The sequence below is a fragment of the Herbaspirillum sp. NPDC101397 genome, assembly GCF_044767325.1.
Classification (GTDB): domain Bacteria; phylum Pseudomonadota; class Gammaproteobacteria; order Burkholderiales; family Burkholderiaceae_D; genus Herbaspirillum.
Window position 1 is genome coordinate 185,831 of sequence record NZ_JBIWNS010000004.1, and the last position, 26,120, is coordinate 211,950.

25 protein-coding genes are annotated in these 26,120 nt (G+C 58.1%); 5 read left to right on the forward strand and 20 right to left on the reverse strand.

All coding sequences use genetic code 11. The features are described from left to right. Positions 1 to 3: 3 nt before the first annotated feature. From ACIROW_RS11355 to rfaH, 6 genes are all read right to left on the reverse strand, one after another. The gene (locus ACIROW_RS11355; RefSeq protein ID WP_402275340.1) at positions 4 to 984 is read right to left on the reverse strand and encodes a Gfo/Idh/MocA family protein; all 981 of its coding nucleotides are present in this window, start codon (positions 982 to 984) and stop codon (positions 4 to 6) included. 2 nt (positions 985 to 986) lie between these two features. Beyond that, positions 987 to 2,045, reverse strand: a complete 1,059-nt coding sequence (gene pseI, locus ACIROW_RS11360) for a pseudaminic acid synthase (RefSeq protein WP_402275343.1) — start codon at positions 2,043 to 2,045, stop codon at positions 987 to 989. 61 nt (positions 2,046 to 2,106) lie between these two features. After that, positions 2,107 to 2,793 (reverse strand): pseudaminic acid cytidylyltransferase, encoded by a 687-nt coding sequence (pseF, locus tag ACIROW_RS11365; RefSeq protein ID WP_402275345.1) that lies wholly within the window; start codon positions 2,791 to 2,793, stop codon positions 2,107 to 2,109. Further along, a complete protein-coding gene (gene pseC, locus ACIROW_RS11370) occupies positions 2,790 to 3,956 on the reverse strand; it encodes a UDP-4-amino-4,6-dideoxy-N-acetyl-beta-L-altrosamine transaminase (RefSeq protein ID WP_402275348.1) in 1,167 nt (388 codons plus the stop codon). Before pseC ends, pseF begins: the two co-directional genes overlap by 4 nt. An 80-nt stretch (positions 3,957 to 4,036) precedes the next feature. Next, positions 4,037 to 5,827 (reverse strand): ABC transporter ATP-binding protein, encoded by a 1,791-nt coding sequence (locus tag ACIROW_RS11375; RefSeq protein ID WP_402275350.1) that lies wholly within the window; start codon positions 5,825 to 5,827, stop codon positions 4,037 to 4,039. A 379-nt stretch (positions 5,828 to 6,206) separates the two neighbouring features. After that, positions 6,207 to 6,707 carry a transcription/translation regulatory transformer protein RfaH gene (gene rfaH, locus ACIROW_RS11380; RefSeq protein ID WP_402275352.1) on the reverse strand — a complete coding sequence of 167 codons (501 nt, stop codon included), beginning with the start codon at positions 6,705 to 6,707 and terminating at the stop codon, positions 6,207 to 6,209. A 330-nt stretch (positions 6,708 to 7,037) separates the two neighbouring features. On the opposite strand from rfaH, the gene ACIROW_RS11385 reads away from it, so the two are divergent. From ACIROW_RS11385 to ACIROW_RS11405, 5 genes are all read left to right on the forward strand, one after another. Then, positions 7,038 to 8,411 (forward strand): phosphomannomutase/phosphoglucomutase, encoded by a 1,374-nt coding sequence (locus ACIROW_RS11385; protein ID WP_402275354.1) that lies wholly within the window; start codon positions 7,038 to 7,040, stop codon positions 8,409 to 8,411. A 45-nt stretch (positions 8,412 to 8,456) separates the two neighbouring features. Further along, positions 8,457 to 9,497 (forward strand): lipopolysaccharide heptosyltransferase I, encoded by a 1,041-nt coding sequence (gene waaC / locus ACIROW_RS11390; protein WP_402275357.1) that lies wholly within the window; start codon positions 8,457 to 8,459, stop codon positions 9,495 to 9,497. Positions 9,498 to 9,504: 7 nt separating this feature from the next. Beyond that, a complete protein-coding gene (locus ACIROW_RS11395; RefSeq protein ID WP_402275958.1) occupies positions 9,505 to 10,374 on the forward strand; it encodes a Kdo hydroxylase family protein in 870 nt (289 codons plus the stop codon). Beyond that, positions 10,374 to 11,648 carry a lipid IV(A) 3-deoxy-D-manno-octulosonic acid transferase gene (gene waaA / locus ACIROW_RS11400; RefSeq protein ID WP_402275359.1) on the forward strand — a complete coding sequence of 425 codons (1,275 nt, stop codon included), beginning with the start codon at positions 10,374 to 10,376 and terminating at the stop codon, positions 11,646 to 11,648. Before ACIROW_RS11395 ends, waaA begins: the two co-directional genes overlap by 1 nt. Positions 11,649 to 11,802: 154 nt before the next feature. After that, positions 11,803 to 12,621 (forward strand): symmetrical bis(5'-nucleosyl)-tetraphosphatase, encoded by an 819-nt coding sequence (locus ACIROW_RS11405; protein ID WP_402275361.1) that lies wholly within the window; start codon positions 11,803 to 11,805, stop codon positions 12,619 to 12,621. Here the strand turns inward: ACIROW_RS11405 and ACIROW_RS11410 are convergent. From ACIROW_RS11410 to ACIROW_RS11475, 14 genes are all read right to left on the reverse strand, one after another. Continuing rightward, positions 12,551 to 13,360 (reverse strand): lysophospholipid acyltransferase family protein, encoded by an 810-nt coding sequence (locus tag ACIROW_RS11410; protein WP_402275364.1) that lies wholly within the window; start codon positions 13,358 to 13,360, stop codon positions 12,551 to 12,553. The two genes, ACIROW_RS11405 and ACIROW_RS11410, sit on opposite strands and share 71 nt — an antisense overlap. Positions 13,361 to 13,373: 13 nt before the next feature. Then, positions 13,374 to 14,654, reverse strand: a complete 1,281-nt coding sequence (locus ACIROW_RS11415) for a dihydroorotase (protein WP_402275367.1) — start codon at positions 14,652 to 14,654, stop codon at positions 13,374 to 13,376. Between the two features lie 49 nt (positions 14,655 to 14,703). Beyond that, positions 14,704 to 15,663 carry an aspartate carbamoyltransferase catalytic subunit gene (locus ACIROW_RS11420; RefSeq protein WP_053194965.1) on the reverse strand — a complete coding sequence of 320 codons (960 nt, stop codon included), beginning with the start codon at positions 15,661 to 15,663 and terminating at the stop codon, positions 14,704 to 14,706. After that, entirely contained in the window at positions 15,656 to 16,174 is a 519-nt protein-coding gene (pyrR, locus tag ACIROW_RS11425) for a bifunctional pyr operon transcriptional regulator/uracil phosphoribosyltransferase PyrR (RefSeq protein WP_402275370.1), read from the reverse strand. The genes ACIROW_RS11420 and pyrR overlap by 8 nt, the downstream gene beginning before the upstream one ends. Beyond that, on the reverse strand, positions 16,161 to 16,553 hold the full coding sequence (gene ruvX, locus ACIROW_RS11430) for a Holliday junction resolvase RuvX (RefSeq protein WP_402275372.1): 393 nt from the start codon (positions 16,551 to 16,553) through the stop codon (positions 16,161 to 16,163). Before ruvX ends, pyrR begins: the two co-directional genes overlap by 14 nt. 10 nt (positions 16,554 to 16,563) lie before the next feature. Further along, the gene (locus ACIROW_RS11435; protein WP_402275375.1) at positions 16,564 to 17,262 is read right to left on the reverse strand and encodes a YqgE/AlgH family protein; all 699 of its coding nucleotides are present in this window, start codon (positions 17,260 to 17,262) and stop codon (positions 16,564 to 16,566) included. A gap of 45 nt (positions 17,263 to 17,307) precedes the next feature. Then, positions 17,308 to 18,723: an amidohydrolase family protein gene (locus ACIROW_RS11440; RefSeq protein WP_402275377.1), complete on the reverse strand. Its 1,416-nt coding sequence runs from the start codon at positions 18,721 to 18,723 to the stop codon at positions 17,308 to 17,310. Between the two features lie 15 nt (positions 18,724 to 18,738). Next, positions 18,739 to 19,530: an ABC transporter permease gene (locus ACIROW_RS11445; RefSeq protein WP_402275379.1), complete on the reverse strand. Its 792-nt coding sequence runs from the start codon at positions 19,528 to 19,530 to the stop codon at positions 18,739 to 18,741. Continuing rightward, entirely contained in the window at positions 19,511 to 20,395 is an 885-nt protein-coding gene (locus ACIROW_RS11450; RefSeq protein WP_402275381.1) for an ABC transporter ATP-binding protein, read from the reverse strand. Before ACIROW_RS11450 ends, ACIROW_RS11445 begins: the two co-directional genes overlap by 20 nt. A 15-nt stretch (positions 20,396 to 20,410) precedes the next feature. After that, positions 20,411 to 21,436, reverse strand: a complete 1,026-nt coding sequence (locus ACIROW_RS11455; RefSeq protein WP_402275384.1) for a Rieske 2Fe-2S domain-containing protein — start codon at positions 21,434 to 21,436, stop codon at positions 20,411 to 20,413. A gap of 105 nt (positions 21,437 to 21,541) precedes the next feature. Then, positions 21,542 to 22,537: an isopenicillin N synthase family dioxygenase gene (locus ACIROW_RS11460; protein WP_402275386.1), complete on the reverse strand. Its 996-nt coding sequence runs from the start codon at positions 22,535 to 22,537 to the stop codon at positions 21,542 to 21,544. Between the two features lie 96 nt (positions 22,538 to 22,633). Then, positions 22,634 to 23,623 carry an ABC transporter substrate-binding protein gene (locus ACIROW_RS11465; RefSeq protein WP_402275388.1) on the reverse strand — a complete coding sequence of 330 codons (990 nt, stop codon included), beginning with the start codon at positions 23,621 to 23,623 and terminating at the stop codon, positions 22,634 to 22,636. Between the two features lie 40 nt (positions 23,624 to 23,663). Beyond that, positions 23,664 to 24,677, reverse strand: a complete 1,014-nt coding sequence (locus tag ACIROW_RS11470) for a PDR/VanB family oxidoreductase (RefSeq protein WP_402275391.1) — start codon at positions 24,675 to 24,677, stop codon at positions 23,664 to 23,666. 438 nt (positions 24,678 to 25,115) lie between these two features. Continuing rightward, positions 25,116 to 26,000, reverse strand: a complete 885-nt coding sequence (locus ACIROW_RS11475; RefSeq protein ID WP_116436552.1) for a dienelactone hydrolase family protein — start codon at positions 25,998 to 26,000, stop codon at positions 25,116 to 25,118. Between the last annotated feature and the right edge of the window lie 120 nt (positions 26,001 to 26,120).

The following is a 26,120-nucleotide window of genomic DNA, read 5'->3' on the forward strand; positions in this document are numbered from 1 at the left end:
GTTCTAGTTCTGGCTACGATTTGCCATAGTACGTATGGATTCGCAAACACGTTGAGCCGCCAAAGCGTTTTCGCCACTGGACGACAGCGTGCCTCCTTGCGTCAACACCTGATGTATTTCGCGGACGGCCGCCAGCGTAGCTGCCTGCAGATCGCCTGGAGAATACGACCCGTGATTCAGATTCTTATAGCCGTTGAACGTTGGACTATCCACGGTTCGACGGATGCGCCATGCGAGTCCACCATCTTCCATGGTGAGTACGCCATGTTCGGTGACTATTTCTAGTTCAAACAGAGCGTAGTCTTGGGCGTAACCACAGTTCAAAAATACCGGAACGGCATTTTCGGTCATCAAGAAGGCTGGGATGCTGGGATCATCCTTCCACATGTCAACAATTGGCGCTCCTGCAGCAAGCACATGCAGAGGGCCTAGCAACAAGTGCAGCAAATCAATCATGTGAGAACCGTTATTCAAGATTCCCTTGGTGTAAACAGCACTGGCAGAACGTACTGCGCCCCACGCGCCAGCTTTTAGCTGGCTAGCGACACCCTGAATCACCGAATCCCAACGGCGAGTGTAGTTAACGACGACAGGAATACCTGCTCGATCGAAACGCTCCAGTATAGATATGCTGCTTTCCAACGAAGGCGTGACCGGCTTCTCACAAAACAAGAGACGCGGCTCGAGTAGCAAAGCCGAGGCCATATCCGCCTCATGTGCCATTGTTGGCGAACAGATGCTGATGACGTCATACCGCAGAGAAGCGTTCAACGCCTCGGCGGTACTTGCAAATCCCACCTCAACATTCCATCGCGCCATGAAATTCTTGCGCGTCTCTTCATTTGGTTCGACGCAGCCGAGCACCCTGAAACCGCCGTGACGACAATAGGCACCTGCGTGGGAAAAAGGCAGATCAGAAGATGGTCGATTGGCATCAAAGCCACCCGCGATATTTCCTGCACCAATAATCAATACCTGCAACATGACTATCCAAGAATATCCCAGCTGAGCGCGGTACCGCGTTTGACATGCTGGCGCGCACGCTTGCCCAATACGGTCTCCAGGTACTTGGTGGGCAAACCCCATCCCGGACGGATGGCGCGAATATTTTCAGACGTCAGCACTTCCCCCGCCTGTATGTCTTTAACTACGTACAAAGAACGGCGAAACTGCACAGATTTCAATTCCGCCTTTGTCGGCCCGTAACTCACACTGCCCAGTGCCTGCCATGCACGTTCGCTCTCTTGGACCAGCATCGCCATTTCATGAGGTTCCATCGAAAAAGTGCTATCCACGCCACCGTCGGCACGATTGAGGGTGAAATGTTTTTCGATTACAGTCGCGCCCAGCGCCACACTCGCCACCGAGACTCCGACACCCATGGTGTGATCCGACAAGCCGACTTCACAGTCAAACAGCTCGCGCAAATGTGGAATCGTCAGAATATTGGTATTCTCTGCGGTCGCAGGATACGTGCTGGTGCATTTCAACAACACCAGATCCTTGCAGCCCGCATCCCGCGCTGCTCGCACGGTCTCATCGAGCTCGCCGACCGTCGCCATTCCGGTAGAAATAATCAGCGGCTTTCCAGTTGCAGCCACACGTCTGATCAACGGCAAATCAGTGTTTTCAAATGACGCGATTTTGTAGCAAGGAACGTTGAGACCCTCTAAAAAATCCACGGCCGTATCGTCGAAGGGCGTACTGAAGGCGATCACTCCGAGCTCACTGGCACGATCAAAGATCGCCTTATGCCAATCCCACGGTGTATAGGCCTCACCATATAGCTTGTATAAAGAGGTCCCACTCCACAGACTCGCTGGATCGCCGATGTGGAAATCACCTTCATTCAAATCCAGCGTCATTGTGTCAGGCGTGTATGTCTGGATCTTTAGCGCATGTGCTCCAGACTTGGCAACAGCCTCGACAATCTGAAGAGCTCTTTCGAGTGATTGATTGTGATTTCCCGACATCTCCGCAATTACGAACGGCGCGCAACGCTGCCCGATATCCCTGCCACCAATATTGAATACGCCCTTACTCATTCCAACCTCTTAATATTTTTGACATATAGGATGCATTGCCCATTGCATTGAGATGAGCATCTCAGATTTCACCAAGCACATTGCGCATTTTTTCCGCCCTCATCCAATCTTCTGGCGTGTCGATATCCACAACTCGCCAATTGGGTATAACGTATCCGACACTACTGCTATGAATCCGAGGATTCGACAGCCATGCGTTGCATCCGCCCCAATAAAATTGGCCCGCGTCGTGATAAGCCAAAGGCAGATCCTGCGTTCGGGTCAGTTCATACTGCGGATATAACGGTGTCATCCCGCCATTGTCTGCGCGCCCTAACGCACGTTGCACCGCAGAAGGGAATTCTGTCACCGGAAAGCAGTAATCTGCATTGCTTTCTTGCAGCAATTTCAATGCCCCTGACAGATCCTGCGCCAGCATGAAGGGCACGCCTGGATAGATGCAACAAACTTGCTCTGCAAATATCCCCAAGCTGCGGCAGGACTCAATCGCGTGGGCAATAACAGGCACCGTCGCAGCATAATCATTCGCTAATTCAGGAGGTCTTAAGAAAGGCGTCTCGGCACCATACTCCCTGGCAATGGAAGCAATTTCTGCGTCATCTGTCGACACGACGATACGCTCAAACAAAGAAGCAGCAGCTGCAGCCTCAATTGCGTAAGCGATCATCGGCTTGCCGCCGAACAATTTGATATTCTTGCGCGGAATGCGCTTGCTGCCGCCACGGGCGGGGATGATGGCGATATTCATCCTGGCATTACCTGTTTCAACGCAGAGATTACGGTATCCTGCTGCATTTGAGTAAGTGCTGGATAAAGAGGAATGCTCAATGCCTCCTTGAAATACAACTCCGCTTGCGGGCAATAACCTTTGTTGAATCCCATGCGCTCATAAAACGGCTGGCGATACACCGGGATGTAGTGCAGATTGACCAGAATACCTGCAGCGTGCAAGCTATTGAAGGCTTGACGCTGCGATGCACCTGTCTTGTCGAGCTTCATTCGAATCACATACAAATGCAAACTGGAATAACCGTCGGGATGCTGCCACGGGATCGTGACCGGCAATGCATTCAAGAGCTCGTTGTAGCGAGCAGCCAATACATGACGCTTGGCGATAAGATCGTCAATCCGCTTTAACTGACTCAAACCCAATGCAGCATGAATGTCCGTCATACGATAGTTGAAACCCAGATCTATTTGCTGGTAGTTCCAAATTTCGTCGTCAGGACGCGGCGCCATATCAGCAGGCGTACTTGTGATCCCGTGGCTGCGTAGCCGACGCATCGAAGCGGCCAAATCTGGATTATTTGTAACAGCCATGCCGCCTTCTCCCGACGTAATGATCTTGACCGGATGAAAACTGAAGACTGTAATATCGCTGTAACGACCGTTTCCGACGCATTCGTTCTTGTAACGCGCCCCAATTGCATGCGACGCATCTTCAATGATTTTAAATCCGTAACGCTGGGACAATGCATGAATGCTTGCCATATCGCAAGGCTGCCCAGAAAGATGCACGGGAATAACCACTTTGGGCAAAGCTCCGTTTTTTTCAGCCTGAGCCAGCTTTTCTGCAAGCGCACCAACGCTTAGATTGTAGGTGCTTGGATCAATATCTACGAAATCGACACGTGCACCGCAAAACAAGGCGCAATTTGCACTGGCTACAAAGGTGATGGGCGATGTCCATACGATATCGCCGGCACCGATACCCAAGGCCATGCAAGCAATATGAAGTGCGCTGGTGGCGCTGTTGACCGCAATCGCATGTTGCGCGCCACAATAGTCGGCTACGGCTTGTTCAAAACGGGGAACAATCGGTCCTTGTGTCAGAAACTCAGATTGCAGCACTTCGACTACTGCATCAATGTCATCCTGCACTATGTCTTGGCGACTGTAGCTAATGCTCATTTCATACCTTTACAGCAGATTGGAAAATATTGGCCGAGCAGCCTCTCGCTTGAAATGGCGACTGACTTAGCGTCAACTGACTATGCATTTCGTTCATTCATCAAATCCTGATAGCTGCCGACCATACGAACATCGCCCTTGGTGATTTCGATAATTTCGCTGCAATTGCGAAGTGTCGACAGGCGATGGGCTATCAGCAAGACGGTGAGATCTCCGCTCAGAGCCTCAATGGATTGCATGATGGCTTCTTCTGTCTCGCCGTCCAAGGCGCTGGTCGCCTCGTCAAAAATGATGACATCGGCCTGCTTGTACAGGGCACGTGCAATGCCGATGCGTTGGCGCTGACCTCCCGAAAGCCGAACACCGCGCTCACCAACGGGCGTCATGTATTTTTGCGGCAACGTGTCGATCAACTGAGCGATCTGCGCCTGCTCAGCGGCGTGAAGGACACGCTCATGATCAATGCTATCTTTCGGCACTCCGAAAGCGATGTTTTCTGCAATACTGCTATCTGCCAGGAAGATACTTTGCGGGACATGGGCAACGTGACGTTGCCATGCGCGCTGATTGGCGATTGTCACAGGCATGCCGTCGACCTCCAGCCAGCCCTCCGTTGGTTGCAAAAGCCCCATCACAATATCGAGCAACGTGCTTTTCCCGCCGCCGGTGGGCCCGATGAACCCAATTCGACTGGATTTTCGAATGGACAAATCGATACCCTTGACCACCCATGGCAAGTCTGGCCCATAGCGAAACGATACTGCCCGCAACTTCAGGCTCCGCTCGAAAGGCATCGGTTCATAATGGGAAGCAAGATGTATATGATCGGGCATAGGCTGCGCCAAAAGATCCAACACATCCTTGAGAGAAATTTGCCCACTGCGAATGGCAGACCAAGATCCGTAGGCTTGCTGCAATACAGGCAAAAGTCTTTGGGCTCCCAACGCCAACGCGCCCAGTACGGGAATTGCCATTCCTATTCCGTTTTGGGGCTGCGCCATGGAGAACGCCAGAATGGCAATCAACAGCATCCCCAAAGCCTCAACCACAAAACGGGGACTGGTACCGATGAAGGCACTGCTCGCTTCGGCGCGACGCAAAGGCAACACTGCATTGCTATAGACCGTACAATATTCAGCCTGACTCCCGTCGAGCAAAACATCACGAATGCCGCCCAAGCCTTCTTGAAGAGATTTGACAACCTGCGTTGACTCGCTGGCAACTAGCCTGCTGTTCTCTATCAGCCGCGCCCGGGTTAATTTGGCGATACCACCATAAATCAATCCAAATCCGCCAAACGCGCTCAACGCAATGACAGGATCCACCGCGAGCAGCGCAAACAGAATGGCAAATAGCATAACCACTGAACTGATCAAGGTCATCAGCATCGTGATGATATAAATAAAGCTGTTGATCTTTGTCGAAATGGCATTGATTACTTCGCTACTGTTTCTGGCGACATGCACTTCATAGGGTTGATATAAAGTTCTGCGGTAGATGTCAATGCTCAAGTCAGCGCCCGCAGCAGAACAAAGCCGCGTGTTCGCCCACAACAGCGACAAACGAGCAGCCCCCGAGACAACCGCCGCAACACCGAACAGCAGCGTCAGCGGCAACAGCAATTGATGCGCCGATGTCCATCCAAATTTTTGAATGAAAGGGGCCGCAGCAGGATGCGCGAACACATGATCTGGAGCGACTAATACGCTCAGAAATGGCAGTACCGCCCCTATGCTAAAAATCTCAGCAAACGATGCAATCACTGTAAATACGAGCAGCGCCAGGAACTGATTCCTTCTGCGTTGCGGCAAGTAATTCCAGAGCCGCCGGATCAGTGCAGAAATCGTTTGATTAGATTCAACCGTCAACAAAAAACCTCATTCCGACATAGCTCACGGAGAATTAGTGAGTTCAAAGTATTGCCGGCTTCGCCGGAGGAAATCGAAATTAGTAAATTCATCCCCTTGAGGACGAGAGGCTTCCACCATCGACTCTGCGTCTTCGCTGACATACAAGAGCTTTCTACTACCAGGGGAATACGCCACCGATCTGCCTCAAAAATGGAATCAGGCAGGCTACCGCATTGCTGTTTCGCGATCAGCAAGCGCGTCTAAGAAGTTTACAGGGAAAATTCGTCACCAAACAGAAGGGAAACAAGGTGACGGATCGTATCATCGTACCATAGATGAGAGTAGGGGATTAAAAGAAGCCTCTGCTACCGGTAATCATCAATGACGCGCCTCAAAATTGTCAAATTGATAATTTTCGTATGTTGGCTATCGGAGCACGTAATGCAACTGGCTTGCTTAACAACTCGATAAGCACCATGACGCGATTTTCGCCGTCCTGCATCTGATAAATGCCTTCAATACCAGCAAACGCTCCTTCAGCGAACACTACGCGCTCTCCCTGAGTGAACAATGGTGCTGCATGGGAATACTCATCACGCTCTTTTGACTTAAGAAACTCAATCAGATAATTACTAACCTTGGCCGGCTCAAGACCAAAGCTAACGAGACGACTAACTCCTTTGGTCGAGCGAATAGGCACCCAGCTCTTACCCGAACTACTGCTGTCGAGCTGGACAAACAAATAGCGAGGAAATAATGGCTTTTCGGCGATCACGACATTGCCGTTCAGTAATTTTTCAGCCTGCAACAGAGGCAGGTAACAGGAATATCCTTGCTGTTCGAGATTTTGCAAAGCACATTTTTCTTGTCGTGGTTTGGTATAAATTAGATACCACTGCATCGCAACTCCTCTTTTCTGAGATGTGCTGAATTTTACAAGTGGGGTTTTATAGCAGCAATGGATTTATCCAGCTTGCAACTATCCACCGTGCTGAGACACCCTAGTGTTGTAATTTTTGCTCATATTTATCTGCCAAGGTGATTAATCGTCAACATTATAGAGGGTTGCCGAAGAGAATCTTTCCGACCTTGGCGAACATCAAAAACATTAGTATTCTCAATGCCGCACAGAGTTCCTGCCCGCTCTGTGCGAAGCTGAACCAATGGCGCCCCTCCCCCATTCCCCAAGCCGTATTTGAATGCAGCGTTCCCCCACTACAAATATTGACTCATGAAACCAAATCCTTCCATATTCAAAGCGTATGACATCCGCGGCATTGTCGGCCAAACCCTCGACGCTGATGTGGCAAGACAAATCGGCATGGCTTTCGGTAGCGCAGCACTAAAAAAACACCAGTCCGCAGTCGTTATCGGCCGCGATGGTCGACTTTCCGGCCCCGAATTGAGTTCGGCCCTGGCCGACGGTCTCAAATCCGTTGGCATTGAAGTGATTGACCTTGGTGTGGTCGCTACACCCATGGTGTATTTCGGCACTCACATATTGGGAACGCAATCCGGCGTCATGATCACCGGCAGTCATAATCCGCCCAATTACAACGGCTTCAAGATGGTACTGGCTGGCGAGGCAATTTATGGCGACACCATTCAGGAGTTGTATCACGCAATCCTCAAAAATACGTTTGCAGCTAACACTGGCAGCTATCGTAACTACGATATCAGCGCTGAATACATTCAGCGAATCGTAGGTGACATCAAGATGGCGCGGCCGATGAAAATCGCGGTGGACTGCGGTAATGGGGTGGCTGGAGCGTTTGCGGGTGAACTGTATCGCGCGCTGGGATGCTCGGTGACCGAACTATTCTGCGAAGTGGATGGCACTTTCCCGAATCATCATCCCGATCCAGCACAACCGAAAAATCTGCAGGACCTGATCCGCAGCCTGCAGGATGGTCAGGATGAGATCGGGCTAGCTTTCGACGGCGATGGCGATCGCCTCGGCGTAGTCACCAAGGATGGCCAGATCATCTACCCGGATCGCCAACTGATGCTATTTGCCGCGGATGTGCTCTCTCGCAATCCCGGCCGTGAAATTTTGTACGACGTCAAATGTACACGCCATCTTGCGCCATGGATCCGGGCTCACGGCGGCCAGGCCCTGATGTGGAAAACCGGCCATTCATTGGTCAAGGCCAAGATGCGCGAAACTGGCGCTCCACTGGGAGGAGAAATGAGTGGGCACGTATTTTTCAAGGACCGGTGGTACGGTTTCGACGACGGTTTGTACGCCGGTGCGCGTCTGCTGGAGCTATTGAGCCGTGCGCCGGATCCATCTGTCGTGCTAAACGCCTTACCCCAGTCGATCAGTACACCAGAGTTGCAACTGGAATTGCAAGAAGGTGAAAATTTCCTGTTAATCGATCAATTGCAAAAAGACGCAAAGTTTCCCGGTGCCGATCAAATAATCTCAATCGACGGCTTGCGTATTGAATATGCTGACGGTTTTGGCCTGATGCGTTCATCCAATACGACTCCAGTCGTGGTTTTGCGTTTCGAAGCAGAAACGCCGCAGGCACTAGCGCGCATCCAGCACGAATTCCGGCGCGTTATTCTGGCTGCCCGCCCTGATGTAGCACTGCCGTTTTGAAAGGGGTAAGATGCAGGCCCAAAGACCAACAACTATGGAATAGCCTTGAACATCCTGATCGTCCGCGTCTCATCATTGGGCGACGTAGTGCACAACATGCCCATGATCGCCGACATCCAGCGCCACTATCCCCATGCCAATATCGATTGGGTAGTGGAAGAGGCCTATACAGACCTGGTGCGGCTCAATCCCCACGTGCGCACCATCATTCCGATTGCTTTGCGACGGTGGCGTAAAAGCTTGCAAAGCGCGGTGACGCGCGCCGAAATAGTCAGTTTCTATCATCAACTGCGACATGAAATTTACGATCTGGTGTTCGACACCCAAGGCTTGCTAAAAACCAGTATTGTCATGCGCTTAGCGCGTCTGGCACCTGACGGCAGACGCGTTGGACTTAACAACGCAACCGAGGGATCTGGATACGAACCTGTTTCCAAAATATTTCATACCCAAAGCGTACCAGTAGGACTGCGTACACACGCTGTCATGCGAGCCCGTGCCGTCGCAGCAACGGCACTGGGTTACCAGCCTGATACAGCCCCTGATTTTGCAATGCAGGCGCCGGTGCACGACTGGCCGGGGTGGCTCCCCACGCGAGCCTATGCTGTATTTCTTCACGGCACAGCGCGCGCAGCCAAGCAATGGCCGGCTGACCATTGGATCGCGTTGGCTCGGGTGCTGAACGAACGTAATATGCCAATATTGCTGCCATGGGGAAACTCCATGGAGAAAGCTGCGGCGGAGAGTCTTGCCGCACACATGCGCCAAGCCATCGTGTTGCCGGCGCTGTCACTAATGGAAGCCGTCATGTTGGTGCGAAATGCCGCTTTGGTGGTTGGTCTTGACACCGGCCTAACCCATATTGCAGCGGCATATTGCAGACCTACAGTGGAGATCTACTGCGATTCTCCGCGTTGGAAAACCGAGGGTAACTGGTCTCCACATATCGCCAATGTCGGCGATACAGGCGAATCACCTGATGTAGCGCAAGTACTTGATGCCATCGATATTGTATTGTCCGTACCAGCGACAAGGTCACGAGACGAAGGGATCCTTGGAGGCATTGCACAAAACAACGAGGCATAATATTCAAATGGAATCGCAAATTATAGAAATCGACGTTACTGAGTGGCACGTCGCCGTCCCGAATCAAGATTGGATTACCGGCCTTGAAGCTGGCAAAGTACTGTATTTTCCGCGTCTGCCGTTTGAGTTACTGCCGGAAGAACGAGCACTGCTGAGACCAGAAATACGCGACCCCAAGATTCGCAACATCAGCTTGGATGCCAGCGGCCATCTGAAGGGGGCAGTCGGTGATACCGCTACGCAATTGGCACTTGCGCTTATGATCGGACGCTTTCGAGCACAGGCACAATCGCTGGTATATTCGTTGCTGCCAAAATATAAAAACGCCCTGCGATTGGCCCCGACCAGCTATCGGCCAACCCAAGTCGAAACGCGAACGCAGTCTTGGCGCGCGGACGATCGACGCTTGCATGTTGACGCCTTCCCTTCTCGTCCCAATCATGGCGAGCGCATCTTGCGCGTGTTCAGCAACATCAATCCCCATGGCGCGCCGCGCGTCTGGCGCGTCGGTGAACCGCTCAAAACTGTGGCACAAAAATTTTTGCCACGCGCCAAACAATATTCGCCGTGGCAAGCAAGCCTTTTAAAGGCTTTGCACGTTACAAAATCTTATCGTAGTGAATACGACCACCTAATGCTCCAGTTACACGATGGCATGAAGCGCGACATGTCATATCAGGAGAATGCCGATCAAGTCACCATGCCGTTTGTCGCCGGCTCAATCTGGATATGCTTTTCTGATCAGACATCACATGCCGTGATGTCAGGCCAGTACATGCTGGAGCAGACAATGCATCTCCCCGTAGAAAAGCAATACGATCCTGCTGCAAGTCCCTTGGCGATCTTGAGTAAACTAACCGGACGCCAGTTGGTCTGATGCGACTGATTTATTCCGCGCTGTGGTGGGCCGCTCTGCCTTTCGTGCTGTTGCGCCTGTGGCGACGTGGCATCAAAGAACCTGGGTATCGGCAGCACCTTGGCGAACGCCTCGGTTTCTATCGACAATTCCGAGGAATGCCGCTGCCGCCTCTCATCTGGGTACACGCCGTGTCCGTCGGTGAAACGCGAGCCGCGCAGCCATTGATCGAGGCCCTTTTGCAGGCCTATCCACGACATACCGTGCTGCTCACTCACATGACGGCTACCGGGCGCGCGACTGGTCAGCAATTGTTTGAGCATCACAGCAACCGTGTAGTGCAGAGTTTCTTTCCTTATGACACAGGGTGGATGTGTTCGCGCTTCCTGCGCTACTTCAAGCCCCAGATCAGCATTTTGATGGAGACTGAGGTCTGGCCGAACATGGTGCGCCAATGCAAACGCCATCACGTTCCCGTCATGCTGGCTAACGCGCGCCTTTCAGAGAGGTCTCTGCGCAGAGGCCAACGTTTCGGTGCGATCTTGCTGGAGGCTTCGGCAAGTATCGATTGCGTCGCGGCCCAATCGGAGGACGACGCCGAACGCCTTCGCAGCTTCGGCGCCAGACAAGTGCAGGTCACCGGCAGCATCAAATTTGATGTCAATGCACCGCCGGAGATGGTTGCACGTGGCGTGCACTGGCGCGCAGGTTTCGGCGAACGTCCCGTATTGCTTTGCGCGAGCACTCGTGAAGGCGAAGAACGCCTGATTATTGATGCGCTTGCCAGCATAAAGCAGCGCGACTTCCTGACGATGATTGTTCCGCGTCATCCGCAACGTTTCAACGACGTTGCGGCCTTGATTGAATCCAGCGGACTATCCTTCTTGCGCCGCTCTGATCTGAAAGGCGCACTGAACGCGCGGGAAGTAGACATTGTGTTGGGTGATTCGATGGGAGAAATGTTTGCTTACTACGCCGCCTGCGACGTTGCCTTCATTGGAGGCAGTCTGCTGCCATTTGGAGGGCAAAACCTGATAGAAGCATGCTCACTGTCTAAACCGGTATTGCTTGGCCAGCACACGTTTAACTTCCATGCGATCAGCGATACAGCCGTTGCCGAGGGTGCCGCGGCAAGAGTCGTTGATGCAACGGACATGTTGTACCAAGCCCGCATGATTGCAACGAATTCGGAATTGCGCGCGACGATGGCCCAACATGCCGTCGCATTTGCTCGCCGTCATCAGGGTGCGACCGAACGAACGATGAAAATTCTTGGCACGATCCTAAATCCGTAGCGCCTCTCCGGCAATTAGCACAGCATATGATTATCAAAATCCACGTTACCAAGTGAACAGGAAGATGGAATACGCTCTGGAAATCATGTCCGAAGATCCGCGCAATCAACACGCTATTGCTCCACGCATTTCATCGCGAATTTTTCCGTAAACTATGTCCATTTATGCCATCGGCGACCTCCAAGGCTGCGGCCAGCAGCTGCAAAACCTGCTCGACCTGATCGGCAAAACCGCTCCCGACGCCGACCTGCTGTTCGTCGGCGACCTGGTCAACCGCGGGCCGCATTCGCTGGCCACGCTGCGCCATTTGCGCGCTCTGGGCGACCGCGCGCGCGCAGTTCTGGGCAACCACGACCTGCATCTGCTGGCGGTGTCGCAAGGCATCCGCCCGCTCCATGCCACCGACACCTTGCACGACATCCTGATCGCCCCTGACCGCGACGAGTTGCTTGACTGGGTGCGCCATCGTCCGTTGGCGCTGTTAGAGAACGGCCATCTGCTGTTTCACGCTGGGGTGTTGCCGGAGTGGGATGCCGACAAAGTCATGTCGCTGGCGCATGAAGTCGAAACCATGCTGCGCGGCCCCGACTGGGTCGACTTCCTGCGCCAGATGTACGGCAACGAACCGGCCGTGTGGAGCGACGATTTGCAGGGCCATGACCGGCTGCGCTGCATCATCAACACGCTCACGCGCATCCGCTTTTGCCGGCCCGACGGCGGCATCGATTTCACGATCAAGGAAGGCGCCGGCGCTGCGCCTGAAGGTTACCTGCCATGGTTCGACATGCCGGGACGCAAGACCGCCGACGTCACCTGCGTGTTCGGACATTGGTCGGCATTGGGATTGACGCTGCGCCCCAATCTGATCGGCCTTGATACCGGTTGCGTGTGGGGCGGCAAGCTTACTGCGGTGCGGCTTGAGGACCGGGCTCTGTTCCAGGTGGATTGCCCGCAGACGCTGAAGCCGGGTTGAGGTCTTCCGGCAGATAGCCGAGTCCGTCGGCGACCACCTTGCGCGCCGCCACCGCCAGCTCGCGGCGATGCGCGTCCTCAGTGGGGATGCTCGGCAATTGCGTCAACTCAGCCGTGATCGCGCCAGCCTGCAACACCGCCAGGATACTTTCCACAATGGTCGTGTCGCCGATGAAGTCGGCGGCGGAATGGTAATTGCCCTGCGCATCCAGATAGCGCAACGCGTACGGCTGCACCGGCACTTTGGCGTCCAGCGCCGCTTCGAACAGATTGGCGTGGAACGGCAACAGCTTGCCTTGTGCGGCAGTCGTACCTTCCGGGAAGAAGGCCACGCGGTCGCCCGCTTCGATGCTTTCCACGATGCCCTTGAAGATGCGGCGCACGTCGCTGGCCTTGCCGCGCGAGATGAAAATGGTGCCGGTCTTGGCGCACAGCCAGCCGATGAAGGGCCAGCTGCGGATGTCCGACTTCGCCACGAAGCGGCACGGCTGCATCGAGTTCACCACGAAGATATCGAGCCACGAAATGTGATTGGCGACGATCAGCGCACGCGGCGGCGCCGGCGTACCGGGCAGCGCGCGCACCACCAGCTTGATGCCGCAGATGCCCAGCAGCTGATGCGACCAGCGGCGGATATGGCCTTCCCGGCGCGCCGGTCCGATCAGGGGAAAGATGAAGGCGCAGATCGCCATGCCGACGAACAGATGCACCACCATGCGCAACACGCGGAAAACAAGCATGGATCTTCCGTAATTAACGTTCGAACGCGACGTGACCCGACACGATGGTCGCCTGGACCTGGCCGCTCAGCTCGTAACCGAGGAAAGGCGTGTGCTTGCCCTGGCTGGCGAGTGCCTTGGCTTCGACGGTCCAGCGCGTCTTCGGATCGAAGACGCAGACGTCGGCGACGTCGCCCACCTTCAGGCTGCCGGCCGGCAGACGCGCCACGCGCGCTGCGTCGGTAGTGACCTTGGCGACCGCCCTGCTGATGGCGTCAGGTGCACCGGCGTCTTCCGCCCACTTGAGCGACAGCGACAGCAGCAATTCCAGGCCCGTTGCACCTGGCGAGGCTTCGCCGAACGGCAGCAGCTTCTCGTCGTCGTCGACCGGGGTGTGATCGGAGCAGATCGCGTCAACGGTGCCATCCAGCAGCGCCGCACGGATCGCGTCGCGGTCGCGTTGCGAACGGAACGGCGGATTGACGCGTGCGTTGGAATCGAAGAAGCCGATGTCCATGTCCGACAAATGAATGTGATGGGCGCCGACGTCACAGGTGACCGGCAAGCCTTCACGCTTGGCCGCGCGCACCAGTTCAAGCCCGGCGGCCGAAGACATGCGACACAGGTGGACGCGCGCGCCGGTGGAGCGCACCAGTTCGAAGATGGTGTAGAGGGCAATCGTTTCCGACATCACCGGCACGCCCGACAAACCCAGGCGCGACGCCGCCGGACCGCTGTGCGCGATGCCGTGGCGACCGAGGTGCGGATCCTGCGGACGCAGCCACACGGTGTAGTCGAAGGTCTTGGCGTATTGCAGTGCGGACAGCAGCACCGTGGTGTCCAGCACCGGCTCGTCGGCTTGAGAGAAACCGACGCAACCTGCCTCGGTCAGTTCAGCCATTTCAGTCAGGGCTTTGCCCTTGAGGCCCATGGTCAATGCGCCCAGCGGATACACGTGCGCCTGGTTGAGCGACTTGGCGCGATGCTTGAGCATTTCCACCAGGCCGGGTTCATCGAGCACCGGATCGGTGTCGGGCGGGCACAGCAGGCTGGTCACGCCGCCTTGCATCGCCGCCTGCATCTCGGATTCCAGCGTGGCCTTGTATTCGTAGCCCGGCTCGCGCAGGCGCGCGCTCAGGTCGACCAGGCCGGGAGCAACCACCAGGCCGCTCGCGTCAATGGTCTTGTCGGCGCTGAAGCCGGCCGGCGCCTGGCCGATGCCGGCAATTTTGCCGTCGGCCACGAACACGTCTTGTTGCGCGTCGATGTTGTTGGCAGGATCGATCAGTCTGCCGTTCTTGATGTGCAGTTTCATGCGCTTATTCCACTCTTGTCCGCGTTGCGTCTGTTGAATTCGTTGTCACTCAGTTTCCTGCGACGATGCTCATCACCGCCATGCGCACCGCGATGCCGAAGGTCACCTGCGGCAGGATCACGGCTTGCGATCCGTCGGCCACGGCGGAGTCGATCTCGACGCCGCGGTTCATCGGGCCCGGGTGCATCACGATGGCGTCAGGCTTGGCCAGCGCCAGGCGTTCCGGCGTCAGGCCGTAGCTCTTGAAGAACTCCTGCGCCGACGGCAGCAGCGCGCCGCTCATGCGTTCGTTCTGCAGGCGCAGCATGATGATGACGTCGACGTCCTTCAAGCCTTCTTCCATGTTGTGGAAGACGCGCACGCCCATCTGCTCCAGACCGTTCGGCAGCAAGGTGCGCGGACCGATCGCGCGCACTTCCGGCACGCCCAGCGTGGTCAGGCCGTGGATGTCGGAACGCGCCACGCGGCTGTGCAGGATGTCGCCGACGATGGCCACGCGCAGGTTGGTGAAATCCTTCTTGTAGTGACGGATCGTGTACATGTCGAGCAGGCCCTGCGTCGGATGAGCATGGCGGCCGTCGCCGGCGTTGACCACGTGTACGTGCGACTGCTTCGTGTCGATCAGATGCTTGGCGATCAGGTAAGGCGCGCCCGATTGCGAATGGCGCACCACGAACATGTCGGCGTGCATCGCCGCCAGGTTGTCGATGGTGTCGAGCAGCGACTCGCCCTTGCTGGCGCTCGAAGCGGAGATGTTGAGGTTGATCACGTCTGCCGACAGACGCTTGGAGGCGATCTCAAACGTTGTGCGGGTGCGCGTGGAGTTCTCGAAGAACAGGTTGAACACGCTCTTGCCGCGCATCAGCGGCACCTTCTTCACTTCGCGGTCGCCGATGCTGACGAAGGACGACGCAGTGTCGAGGATGTTGGTGATGATGGCTTTGGGCAGACCTTCGATGGTCAGCAGATGTTGCAGTTCGCCGTTCTTGTTCAGTTGTGGATTAAGCATGGACCACCGTCAGGGAAAATCGGCCGTCGTCGGCGCGTTGCAGTTGCAGGGATTGATCGTCGGCCAGCGCAATCGTCTCGGCCAGGAAGTCGGCGGCGATCGGCAGCTCGCGCCCGCCGCGGTCGACCAGCGCCGCCAGCAGGATGCGCGCCGGGCGGCCGTAGTCGAACAGCTCATTGATTGCGGCGCGCGTGGTGCGACCGGTGTAGAGCACGTCGTCGACCAGCACGATGGTCGCGCCTTCGACGTCGAAGCCGATCTGGCTCGGCTTGACGTCGGCACGCAGGCCCTTCTCGGCAAAGTCGTCGCGATAGAAGGACACATCGATGAAGCCGAGCCGGTCGTTCAGCTGCAGCTCTGTGGCCAGGCGTTCGGCCAGCCAGGCGCCGCCGGAATGGATGCCGACGATGGCGACCTGCTCGACGCCTTGCAAACCGGCTTTGACCTGCTGCGCCAGCCTGGCGTACAGCGCTTCCGCATCCAGCGGCGGGAGAGTGTTAGTTGTGCTCATGGGTATCGTCAAAATATTGCTGCAAAATGATGGCGGCAGCCTCGTCGTCGATATGCTCGCCGCGGCGCTGTTCGATGACGGCCGACGAATAACGCTCGTCCACCAGCACGGTTTCGACGCCGAAGCGTCCGTGCAATTGATTGGCGAAACGTCGGCAGCGTACGGTCATTTCATGCTCGGCCCCGTCCGGATGGCTGGGCAGGCCGACGATGCAGCGTGCCGGCGTCCACTCGCTGATCAGCTTGCCGAGTTCGGCGAACTTGGCGTCGTTGGTGGCCGCACTGATGATGGTGAGCGGCTGGGCTTGCTTGATCAGGGTATTGCCGATTGCCACGCCGATGCGCTTTAAGCCGAAGTCGAAGGCCAGGAGCGTTTCCACGACGTCCCGTTCAGGCGCGGCCGAAATCGCCGCTGAGCATGACGGGATCAATACCCAGCAAGGCCAGCGCGGCGGTGAAGCGCTGCTCCACCGGCAAGTCGAAAATGATGGACGGATCGGCCTTGACCGTAAGCCAGCCGTTGCGGCCGAGTTCTTCTTCCAACTGGCCGGCGCTCCAGCCCGAACAACCGAGGCTGACCAGCACCTGCTCCGGACCGTCGCCATGGGCGACCGCTTCCAGCACGTCCTTGGAGGTGGTCAGCGAAATGCCGTCGGTCACCTGCAGGGTCGACGAAAACTGGTCCATCGCGCTATGCAGCACGAAGCCGCGCTCGACCTGCACCGGCCCGCCGAACATGACCTGGCTGCGGTACAGCTCCGGCTTGGCTTCGGGTGTGTCGTGGATGATTTCCAGCTTGAGATTGATGCGATCGAACAGGACATCCATGGTCATGTCGGTCGGCTTGTTGATGACCACGCCGAGCGCGCCGTTCTGGTTGTGTTCGCACAGATAGACGACGGTGCCGCCGAAAACAGGGTCCAGCATCGACGGCATTGCGATCAGGAAATGATCGGTCAGATCGAGCTCGGCCTTGAGCGGCGCGGCTTGTTCCTCATTGGCAACAATATCGGCGGATTCCGGCGCGAGGGCTGCAGCGTCGGAACGGTTGGCGGGAGGGGCATTGCGTCGCTTGATCATGCCCGCCATTTTAGCAGTTTTAGCGCCGGCCCCCAAGCCGATCCGACGCCACGGCTAGTCCTCCAGCAGGCGCCTGGTGGCGGCGCGCGCCTCGCGGCCCAGCTCAACCAGATCGACGCCGGCAATGACGTCGTCCTCAACCACCGCCCTGCCGGCCACGTACAAGGCCTTCAGGAAGGGCCGCCCGCCCCCTACCACAGGCCCCAGCGCCGGATCGTGCAGACCGAAATAGCGCGGGTCGTCGAGACGGTACAGGGCGATGTCGGCCTGTTGCCCGACCTGCAATCCGTCGAGGCCGCCAAGGCCGAGCACCTTTGCCCCGCCGGTGCTGCCCCAGCGCACTACATCTTCCACCGTCGCCGCGTCGGCGCCGCCTTCGAAGCTGCCGCCTGCATAGGCCGGCGTCGCCTCCTGGCCGCGCCGTGCGCGTTGCATCAGCCACGCCGCGTGGGTCTCCGACAGCATGTCGGCTGCCTCGTTGGAGGCCGCGCCGTCGACGCCGATGGAGACCGGCACGCCGGCCTCTTCCAACTGGCGAATCGGCGCGATGCCGCTGCCGAGCCGGCCGTTGCTCTGCGGACAGTGAGCGATACCGGTGCCGGTCTTGCCCAGCAGGGCGATTTCCGCGGCATCCAGCTTGACCAGGTGGGCGAACCAGACGTCGCTGCCGAGCCAGTCGCAGCGCTCGGCAAATTCCACCGGCGTGCATCCGTGCTTGCCGTGCGCGGTGTCCTGGTAACCCACGGTTTCCGACAAATGGCTGTGCAGACGCACGCCGGCCCGGCGCGCGAAACCGGCCATGGTGCGCAGCTCTTCCGGCGTCGCCGAATACAGCGGCGTGGTCGGCGCCATCACGACGCGGCGCATCGCCGCCGGCGACGGATCGTGGTAGAGCTTGATCAGGCGCTCCATGTCGCCAAGGTAGCCGTCCAGCGTCTCGGGCCGCAATGCCGTCGGCAACTCAGCCTCCAGCTGACGCGTCTGCGTCGCGCCGCCGCGGCACAGCACGAAGCGCACGCCGAGCGCTTCGGCTTCTTCGAACAAGATCGCCGACGTGTCGTAGGGCATGCCGGGGTAATACAGATAGTTGTGATCGGCCACGGTGCCGCAACCGGAACGCATCAGCTCGACCAGGCCGATGCGCGCGGCAAGACGAAACAGCTTCTCGTCGAATTTGGCGCGGTAGCGATACGGCGTCGCCGCCAGCCATGGCGTCAGTGACGCATCGATGCCGGCCGGATCGCCCTTGAGCATGGACTGGAACAAGTGATGATGCGTGTTCACCCACGACGGATAAGCGATGCAATCGGTGGCATCGACAATCGTCTCGCCCGGCAGGGGCGACAGCTTGCCGATGGCGCCGATGACGCCGTCAACCACGCGGATGTCCGGCCCGGAATGACGGGCCGCCGCACCGGGCAAGCCGGTCATGATGGCGTCGATGTTGCTGATCAAGAAAGAAGTCGTCATTGTCTGCATATTCGTTTAACCCATTTCGCTTTCATGCCATCCGGCCAGCGCCACGCGCGACAAGGCCGTCATGGCGAGGAACAATACGATCCCGGTCACGGTGATCAGGAACAGCGCCGCAAACAAGCGTGGAATATTCAGTTGAAACCCTGCCTGCAGAATCTGATACGCCAGCCCTGACCCGGTGCCGCCGGTGCCGGCGACAAACTCCGCCACCACCGCGCCGATCAGCGCCAGTCCGCTGGAAATCCGCAAGCCGCCGAAGAAGTACGGCAAGGCGCTGGGGATGCGCAACCGGCGCAGGGTCTGCCAGCGCGACGCCTTGTTCAGCCTGAACAGGTTGAGCAACCCCGGATTGACGCTGCGCAGTCCCAGCGTGGTATTCGAGATGATCGGGAACAGCGCCATGATCGTTGCGCAAATCACCAGCGCGAAGGTCGGTTCCTTGACCCAGATGATGATCAGCGGCGCGATGGCGACGATCGGCGTCACCTGCAGGATGATCGCGTACGGAAAGAGGCTGACCTCGATGAAGCGACTCTGCACGAACACGAAGGCAATCGCCACACCCAGCAGTACCGACAGCAAGAAAGCCATGAACGTAATCTTCAGCGTCACCAGCAGCGAGTCGGACAACAGGCCCCAATCCGCCACCAGCGTCCTGGCAATCACCGACGGTGTCGGCACCAGATAGACCGGCACTTCCAGCGCCACGCAGATCAGTTGCCAGGACAGCAGCAAGGCTACGCCGATCATGAACGGCGCAGCAATGCGCAGGAACTTCGGATTAGTGATGAGCGGAGTCATGCGCCCCTCCTTCCTGGTTTTCTTGATTGGCCAGCGTCAGGTAATCGGACAGTATCTTGCAATAGCCCATGAATTCCGGCGAGATGCGGAAAGCATCGTCGCGCATGCCGCCGGCGCCCGGCGCTTCAATCGGCACGTCGGCAATCACGCGTCCCGGCCGCGCCGCCATCACCACCACGCGGCTCGACAGATACACCGCCTCGTAAATACTGTGCGTGACGAACACCACGGTCAGGTCTTGCTGGCTCCAGATCTTGCGCAGGTCGGCGTCCAGCTTGTTGCGCGTGAACTCGTCGAGTGCGCCGAAAGGCTCGTCCATCAGCAGCAGATTCGGCTGCGTCGCCAGGGCACGCGCAATCGAGGCGCGCATCTGCATACCGCCCGACAGCTCGCGCGGATAGGCGTCATGAAACCGATCCAGTCCCACAAGTTTGAGCGCATCCCGTACGCGCACATCGCTGTCGGTGCGCGGCATGTGCCTGAGGTCGAGCGGCAGACGTACGTTCTGTTCCACCGATGCCCACGGCATCAGCGTCGCTTCCTGAAACACCATCGCCAGCGTGCGATCCGGCGACCCCACCGTCGCCAGATTCTTGCCCCACCAGCGGATGTGACCGTGCGACGGTTCTTCCAGCCCCGCAAACATTTTCAGCAGCGTGCTCTTGCCGCAGCCGGACGGTCCCAGCAGCGAGACGAACTCGCCGCGCCGGATGTCCAGCTTCACCTCGTCCAGCGCGCGGGTGCCGTTGCGATAAGTTTTCTCCACCCGCTGCGCACTGAGCACCGCATCGATGGAGGATGCAGGATCGGCAGCGCCCTGTTCCCATGCCGCCAGTTGCGGCATCGCGTGATCGTCTCGTTTCATCATTGCTCCCGGCCTCTAGTTTCTGCTGCGGAAAACTTCGGTTTCGCCATGCTCGTCCAGCAACTGCAACAGCATGCGGCGCATAATCAGTCCCGGCCGGTCGGACGCCATGTGGAACTCCTGCTTGCGGCGCACGTCGATGCAGGCGTCGGGATCGGTCGCCTCCAGGATCTCGCGGTCTTCCACGAGAATCGGTGCATCCCAGGCGATCAATTCGGCTTCGGTGCAATCCTCTTCGGTGTCGTTGCGGTACAGCCATTGCGCCAGCATGATGGAACCGTCGTCGATCGGCGTGGCGCAGTTGTAGATGATGTGGTGGCGGCCCGAGCCTGGGTACTGGCAACCGAAACGGCGCGAGAACGGCAGGTACCAGCGGTTGAACATGTGGCGCATGGTGGTGTCGTCGGTAGTGCCGGTGACACGGTAGCTGGCCGGCACGTTCTTGATCGGCACCAGGGTTTCCGCTTCGAATCCGTAGTCGGTTTCGTTGATCTCGTACTTCTCCGGCTTGGGCTGGTCGTACAGGCCGAAGGTGCCGCGATGCACGTAGCTGAAATGCGAATTGTCGAAGGAGTTTTCCATCATGCGCAGCGCACTGGTCTCCCAACGCTCGTAGAACTGGAAGATGCGGCGATAACCCGGCATGGTCTCCTCCGGGAAGAACGGGATGTCGCGCAGCGGCTTCTCCAGCGCCACCCACACGTAGCCGTAGCGCTCTTCGCAGTAATACGACTGCACCATCGCGCCGGCCGGCACCGAACCGTCGGCGTTCTGCGGCACGCGTACGCAGGCGCCGGCGCAGTCGAAGGTCCAGCCGTGATAGCCGCAGACGATGTTGCCATTCTCGACAAAGCCTTTCGACAGTTTCGCCGTGCGATGGCAGCAGCGATCCTGCAAGGCCGCCGGCTTGCCCGGCGACTTGAGCCAGACCACGATGTTCTCGCCCAGCAATGTGAACGGCTTGGGACCGTCTTCCAGCATCGAGATCGGCATCACTGCGTACCAGAACTTGCGCAAGACTTTTTGTTTCGTAACCAGCATGGTGCAACTCCTTTAAAACCAGCCGTGTCTTGCTCCTGCATAGACATGGCCGAGCAGCCGGCGCGCCATCATGGTCGCCTTCGCCGCGAATTCAGTCAGATCAGATTACGACGCCGCAGCCAGTACGCTGGCGGCGCCGAAGGTTTCCTGCACTTTTTGCGCGAGGTAGTCGCCGATGGTGCACGGTGCATAGCGCGCCGGATGCTCGTCGGAACAGCACGAGGGCAGACACGACACCGTCACCGCGTGATCGCCGTCCATGAAAAACGGCAATGAATAGCGCGGCACCGGATTGTCGTTGCGCACGCGATGCGCATTGCTGTGATAAACGTCATTGCTCCAGCGCTGCAGCAAGTCGCCGATGTTGACCACGAAGCTGCCGTGTATCGGTGTCGCGCGTACCCAATCGCCGTCGGCATTGCGCACTTCCAGACCGCCGATGTCGTCTTGCGCAAGGATAGTGACGAGTCCCCAGTCGGTGTGCGCACCGGCGCCGATCTGGTTGTGCTGGGCGTCGGCCGGTTGTGGCGGATAGTGCAGCATGCGCTGCGTGGCGATCGGCATGCCGAGTGCGAAGTAAAAGAAATCCTCCGGCAATTGCAGCGACAGCGCAATGATCGCCAGCAGCCGTTGCGACAAGGCGCTCATGGCGGCGTGATATTGCTGCGCATGGGCGCGCATGCCGGGCAACTCCGCAGGCCAGAGGTTGTGGCCGTAGCGCAGCACGCCTTGCTGCACATAAGGATGATCCAGCGGCAGATCGGTGCCGAACTGGAAGCCCTCTTTGAGATCGGTAGGGCCATCATCCAATGCCTGCGTGCCGATGCGTTCATAGCCGAAGCCGGCCGGCGACAGCGACATGTCGACTGCGCGCTTGACTGCATCGGGAGCGGCAAAGAACCGCCGCGCCCAGTCGAACTGGCCGTCGATCAGGCTTTGTGGCACGCCGTGATTGACCAGATAGAAGAAGCCGACGTCGCGGGCGATCTTGTGAATCTCCCAGGCGACGGCCTCGCGCTTGCCGAGGTCGTTTGAAAACGCATCGGCGAAGTCGATGACCGGCAGGCGCTGCGCGGTCTTGGGTGGGGTGTAGAGAATCATGGCGTCCTCACGCAAATGAACTTCGGACATCCGGTCTGCGCCGATGAAGGACACAGCCCGACGGGCAATCACCAAATCGTCAGAGCATCATGCGCATCAAGGCATTACGTGCATGTCCTTGACGAACTGCGTGGTGTACGCTTTGCGCCAGTCGACGTCGGCTTTCAACAAACCGGTGGCAACCATGATGTCGTAGGTCTTCTTCCAGCGTTCGTCGGTCATGATGCCGATACCTTGCCTGGCGGCGTCGCCGCCGGTGACGACCTTCAGTTCCTTCAGCTTTTTGACGGCGTAAGCCAGTTGCTCGTCGCCCATTTCCTTGTTGTCTTTCTTGATCAGCGCGTTGCCCGCAGACGGATCTTCCAGATAGCTCTTCCAACCTTCGGCGGTGGCCTTGACGAAGCGCTTCACCAGATCAGGCTTGGTCGCCACCATCTTTTGCAGCGTGATGATGGTGGTGCCGTAAGGCGGATAGCCTTCCTGTGCAAACAGGAAGAAATTGGCCTTGGCGCCGGACTTTTCCGCCTGGAACAGTTCCGAAGACGGATAGGCTTGCTGAACGATGTTCGGATCGGCGAAGAACGGCTGCAGGTTGAAGGTGTAAGCCTTCGACTGGGCGTCGGTGTAGCCGTACTTGGCTTTCAGCCACGGCCACCAGCTCGATTGTCCGGAGCCGGCCACCAGGATGGTCTTGTCCTTCAGCGCGCCGAGATTGGGCACGTCGGCGTGCGTCATCATGCCTTGCAGATCAGATTGAAAAGAGGTGCCGACGGTCACCAGCGGCAAGCCCTGCTCGATGCCTTTCAATACGGTGAAGTCGTAGCCCATGCTGAAGTCGGCCTGGCCGGCCACCAGGATCTGCATGTTGTTGACCTGCGGGCCGCCCATCTTGATGGTGACGTCCATGCCGTACTTCTTGTAGATGCCCTTGGCGACGGCCTGATAGAAACCGCCGTGTTCTGCCTGGGCGTACCAATTGCTCAGGACGGTGACCTTTTCCTGCGCCTGCACGCCGGCTGCTGCCTGCAACGCCAGTGCGCCTATCATTGCTGCGGCAATGCGGATGAGGGATGTTCGCTTGCTCATGGCCTTCCTTTCAGGTGGGTTGTTGTACTTCAATCGAAAATCAGATATCCAGCACCAGGCGTTCGCTGCGACAGCGCGATACGCAGGGCATCAGGCATTGGTTGCCCGCGCGTTCTTTTTCCGTCAGCACGCTGTCGCGATGATCGGGGATGCCTTCCAGCACACCGGTCTGGCAGCTGCCGCAAAACCCTTCGCCGCACGAGGTGCCGATCGCCACCCCGGCGACGGCGGCAGCAGCAACGATGCTTTGTCCCGGTGGCACCATGCAGCGCACGCCGGAACGTTGCAGCACGAGTTCGAATACGCGGTCCTGCGTGGCGGGCGCATCGCTTGCCGGTGTCGTGGCGGCGAACAGCTCGAAGTGCACGTCGACGTCGCGCCAGCCACGTTGTGCAGCCTGATCGCGCACCTGCGCGATGAACGGTGCCGGACCGCAGATATACAAAGGAGTTGTGCGTGGCAACAGGGCAAGTCGGGCGGCAACGACGGCGCCGACCTCGCCCGCATTCAGTCCGAAACTGAAGTGGCAATGCCCGGCCATGGCCGGCTGCGACAACGGGGAGAGAAAGGCCGCGTGCTCCACGCTGCGCGCGAAATAGTGCAATTGCGCGGCGCGTCCGCGGTGCAGCAAGTCGGCTGCCATGGCGTAGATCGGCGTAATGCCGATGCCGGCCGCAAACAGCGCGACGGCGTGTTGACTGTCGTGCAAAGGAAAGGCGTTGACCGGCGCCCCGACGATCAGTTGTGTGCCGACGCCGGCTTGTTCGTGCAGCCAGGCTGACCCGCCGCGCGATGCCGCCTCGCGCTTGACCGCGATGCGATAAAAGCCGTCTTCGCCGGGCGTGTTGCACAGGGAATAGCAACGCTCCAGCCCGCCGGGCAGCGACAGCTTGATATGCGCGCCGGGCGTCCACGCCGGCAGGCGGCGCGCATCGTCGGCAGCGAGGTCGAAGACGCGGATATCACGGCCATCGTCACGGACGGACACCACGCGCAGGTTCAGCGGCGCAGTGGTTTGCGCGGCTGTCATGAAAGCGTCGCGCACGGTCGTCATCGCGCGCCTCCGCGAGGAAACAATCGCGCAGCACGGCGCCGACAATCGTCACGAGAAAAGGAATTGCCGCAGAGAGCGGCGAGGGAAATATGGCGTGAGCAGCATGAGTGCGGAGATGGTCGCAGCATTTCTCGTGTCCTATAAATTCACAGGTGCCACCGGTTCATTCCGATGGCGTCACGAGCAATGCCCCACAGTCGATGGTATTTGGATCGACGGCTAGCCGCTTCTACTCAATCTTCAATCTAGCAATCTGCGTGCCATGTCCAACAGAGAAGAGATACACGCTTTTTGTTGCCGGACAAATAAAAAGAGGACGGAAAAATCCGTCCTCAGTGCAAGCAGTTGATCCAAATCAGTGCGAGGGTCCCCAAAAACTGGCGCGAGCATCGGGCCGCCCCTGCTGACTTGTGCGGCTATATAGAGATCAGCCCCAGATCAGACCACGCCGTGCGACTTGAACCATTCGACCGCGCGTTTCCAGCCCTCCTTGGCGTCCGCCTCGACATAGCTCGGACGATAATCGGCGTTGAAGGCGTGACCCGAATTCGGGAACACCACGAACTCCGACTTGTTGCCGGTCTTGGCCAGCGCTTCCTTCATCTGCTCCACGGTCGCCACCGGGATGCCGCCATCCTTGCCGCCGTACAGGCCGAGCACCGGTGCTTTCAGGGTCGGCGCGATGTCGATCGGATGCTGCGGCTGCAGCGCCGATTTCTCGCCGACGATGCGGCCGTACCATGCGGCGCCGGCCTTGATCTTCGGATTGCGCGCGCTGTACAGCCAGACGATGCGGCCGCCCCAGCAGAAACCGTTGATGCCGATCTTGTCCGGATTGCCGCCGTTCTGGCCGGCCCAGGCAACGTAGGCGTCGAGATCGCCGAAGACTTGCTCGTCAGGGACCTTGGAGATGATTTCCTTGTTCAGTTCGGCAATGGTCGGATAGGCCGCCGGATTGCCCTGGCGCACGAAGAAGTCCGGCGCAATCGCCAGGTAGCCGAGCTTGGCGAAGCGGCGCGCGATGTCGGCGATGTGCTCATGCACGCCGAAGATTTCGGAGATCACCAGAATCACCGGCAAGTTGGTCTTGCCTTCCGGCTGCGCGCGATAGGCAGGCACCTTCTGGCCGTTGACGGTCACGCTGACTTCGCCGGCGGTCAGACCGACGGTGTCGGTCTTGATCATGGTCTGCGCGCAGACCGGCAGTACGGCAGCGGCAAAGCCGGTGCCCAGCGCGGTCTTGATGAAAGTGCGGCGGTTGCCGGCATCGAGCAGGCCGGTCGTGCCCACCAGGCTGTCTACATCGTTCTTCAGATCGTTCATGAGATTCTCCAGGAGTCGGAAGTGCGCAAAAGGGGATGAAACTGGCTGGGACAAAAACACGGCCTGCCTGGCAATGAAGGCCGGCAGGCCGTGCGTGCTGAGTCTTGGCTAACGGGTCAA

Coding starts and splice junctions, on each gene's coding strand:
- rfaH (WP_402275352.1), bottom strand. CDS start 6,707: ATGCAGTGGTATCTAATTTATACCAAACCACGACAAGAAAAATGTGCT.
- ACIROW_RS11395 (WP_402275958.1), top strand. CDS start 9,505: ATGGAATCGCAAATTATAGAAATCGACGTTACTGAGTGGCACGTCGCC.
- waaA (WP_402275359.1), top strand. CDS start 10,374: ATGCGACTGATTTATTCCGCGCTGTGGTGGGCCGCTCTGCCTTTCGTG.
- pseC (WP_402275348.1), bottom strand. CDS start 3,956: ATGAGCATTAGCTACAGTCGCCAAGACATAGTGCAGGATGACATTGAT.
- ACIROW_RS11470 (WP_402275391.1), bottom strand. CDS start 24,677: ATGACGACCGTGCGCGACGCTTTCATGACAGCCGCGCAAACCACTGCG.
- ACIROW_RS11355 (WP_402275340.1), bottom strand. CDS start 984: ATGTTGCAGGTATTGATTATTGGTGCAGGAAATATCGCGGGTGGCTTT.
- ACIROW_RS11415 (WP_402275367.1), bottom strand. CDS start 14,654: ATGAAACTGCACATCAAGAACGGCAGACTGATCGATCCTGCCAACAAC.
- pseI (WP_402275343.1), bottom strand. CDS start 2,045: ATGAGTAAGGGCGTATTCAATATTGGTGGCAGGGATATCGGGCAGCGT.
- ACIROW_RS11435 (WP_402275375.1), bottom strand. CDS start 17,262: ATGGCGGGCATGATCAAGCGACGCAATGCCCCTCCCGCCAACCGTTCC.
- ACIROW_RS11465 (WP_402275388.1), bottom strand. CDS start 23,623: ATGAGCAAGCGAACATCCCTCATCCGCATTGCCGCAGCAATGATAGGC.
- ACIROW_RS11440 (WP_402275377.1), bottom strand. CDS start 18,723: ATGACGACTTCTTTCTTGATCAGCAACATCGACGCCATCATGACCGGC.
- pyrR (WP_402275370.1), bottom strand. CDS start 16,174: ATGAGCACAACTAACACTCTCCCGCCGCTGGATGCGGAAGCGCTGTAC.
- ACIROW_RS11475 (WP_116436552.1), bottom strand. CDS start 26,000: ATGAACGATCTGAAGAACGATGTAGACAGCCTGGTGGGCACGACCGGC.
- ACIROW_RS11385 (WP_402275354.1), top strand. CDS start 7,038: ATGAAACCAAATCCTTCCATATTCAAAGCGTATGACATCCGCGGCATT.
- ACIROW_RS11420 (WP_053194965.1), bottom strand. CDS start 15,663: ATGCTTAATCCACAACTGAACAAGAACGGCGAACTGCAACATCTGCTG.
- ACIROW_RS11405 (WP_402275361.1), top strand. CDS start 11,803: ATGTCCATTTATGCCATCGGCGACCTCCAAGGCTGCGGCCAGCAGCTG.
- ACIROW_RS11450 (WP_402275381.1), bottom strand. CDS start 20,395: ATGAAACGAGACGATCACGCGATGCCGCAACTGGCGGCATGGGAACAG.
- ACIROW_RS11455 (WP_402275384.1), bottom strand. CDS start 21,436: ATGCTGGTTACGAAACAAAAAGTCTTGCGCAAGTTCTGGTACGCAGTG.
- ACIROW_RS11460 (WP_402275386.1), bottom strand. CDS start 22,537: ATGATTCTCTACACCCCACCCAAGACCGCGCAGCGCCTGCCGGTCATC.
- ACIROW_RS11410 (WP_402275364.1), bottom strand. CDS start 13,360: ATGCTTGTTTTCCGCGTGTTGCGCATGGTGGTGCATCTGTTCGTCGGC.
- pseF (WP_402275345.1), bottom strand. CDS start 2,793: ATGAATATCGCCATCATCCCCGCCCGTGGCGGCAGCAAGCGCATTCCG.
- ACIROW_RS11445 (WP_402275379.1), bottom strand. CDS start 19,530: ATGACTCCGCTCATCACTAATCCGAAGTTCCTGCGCATTGCTGCGCCG.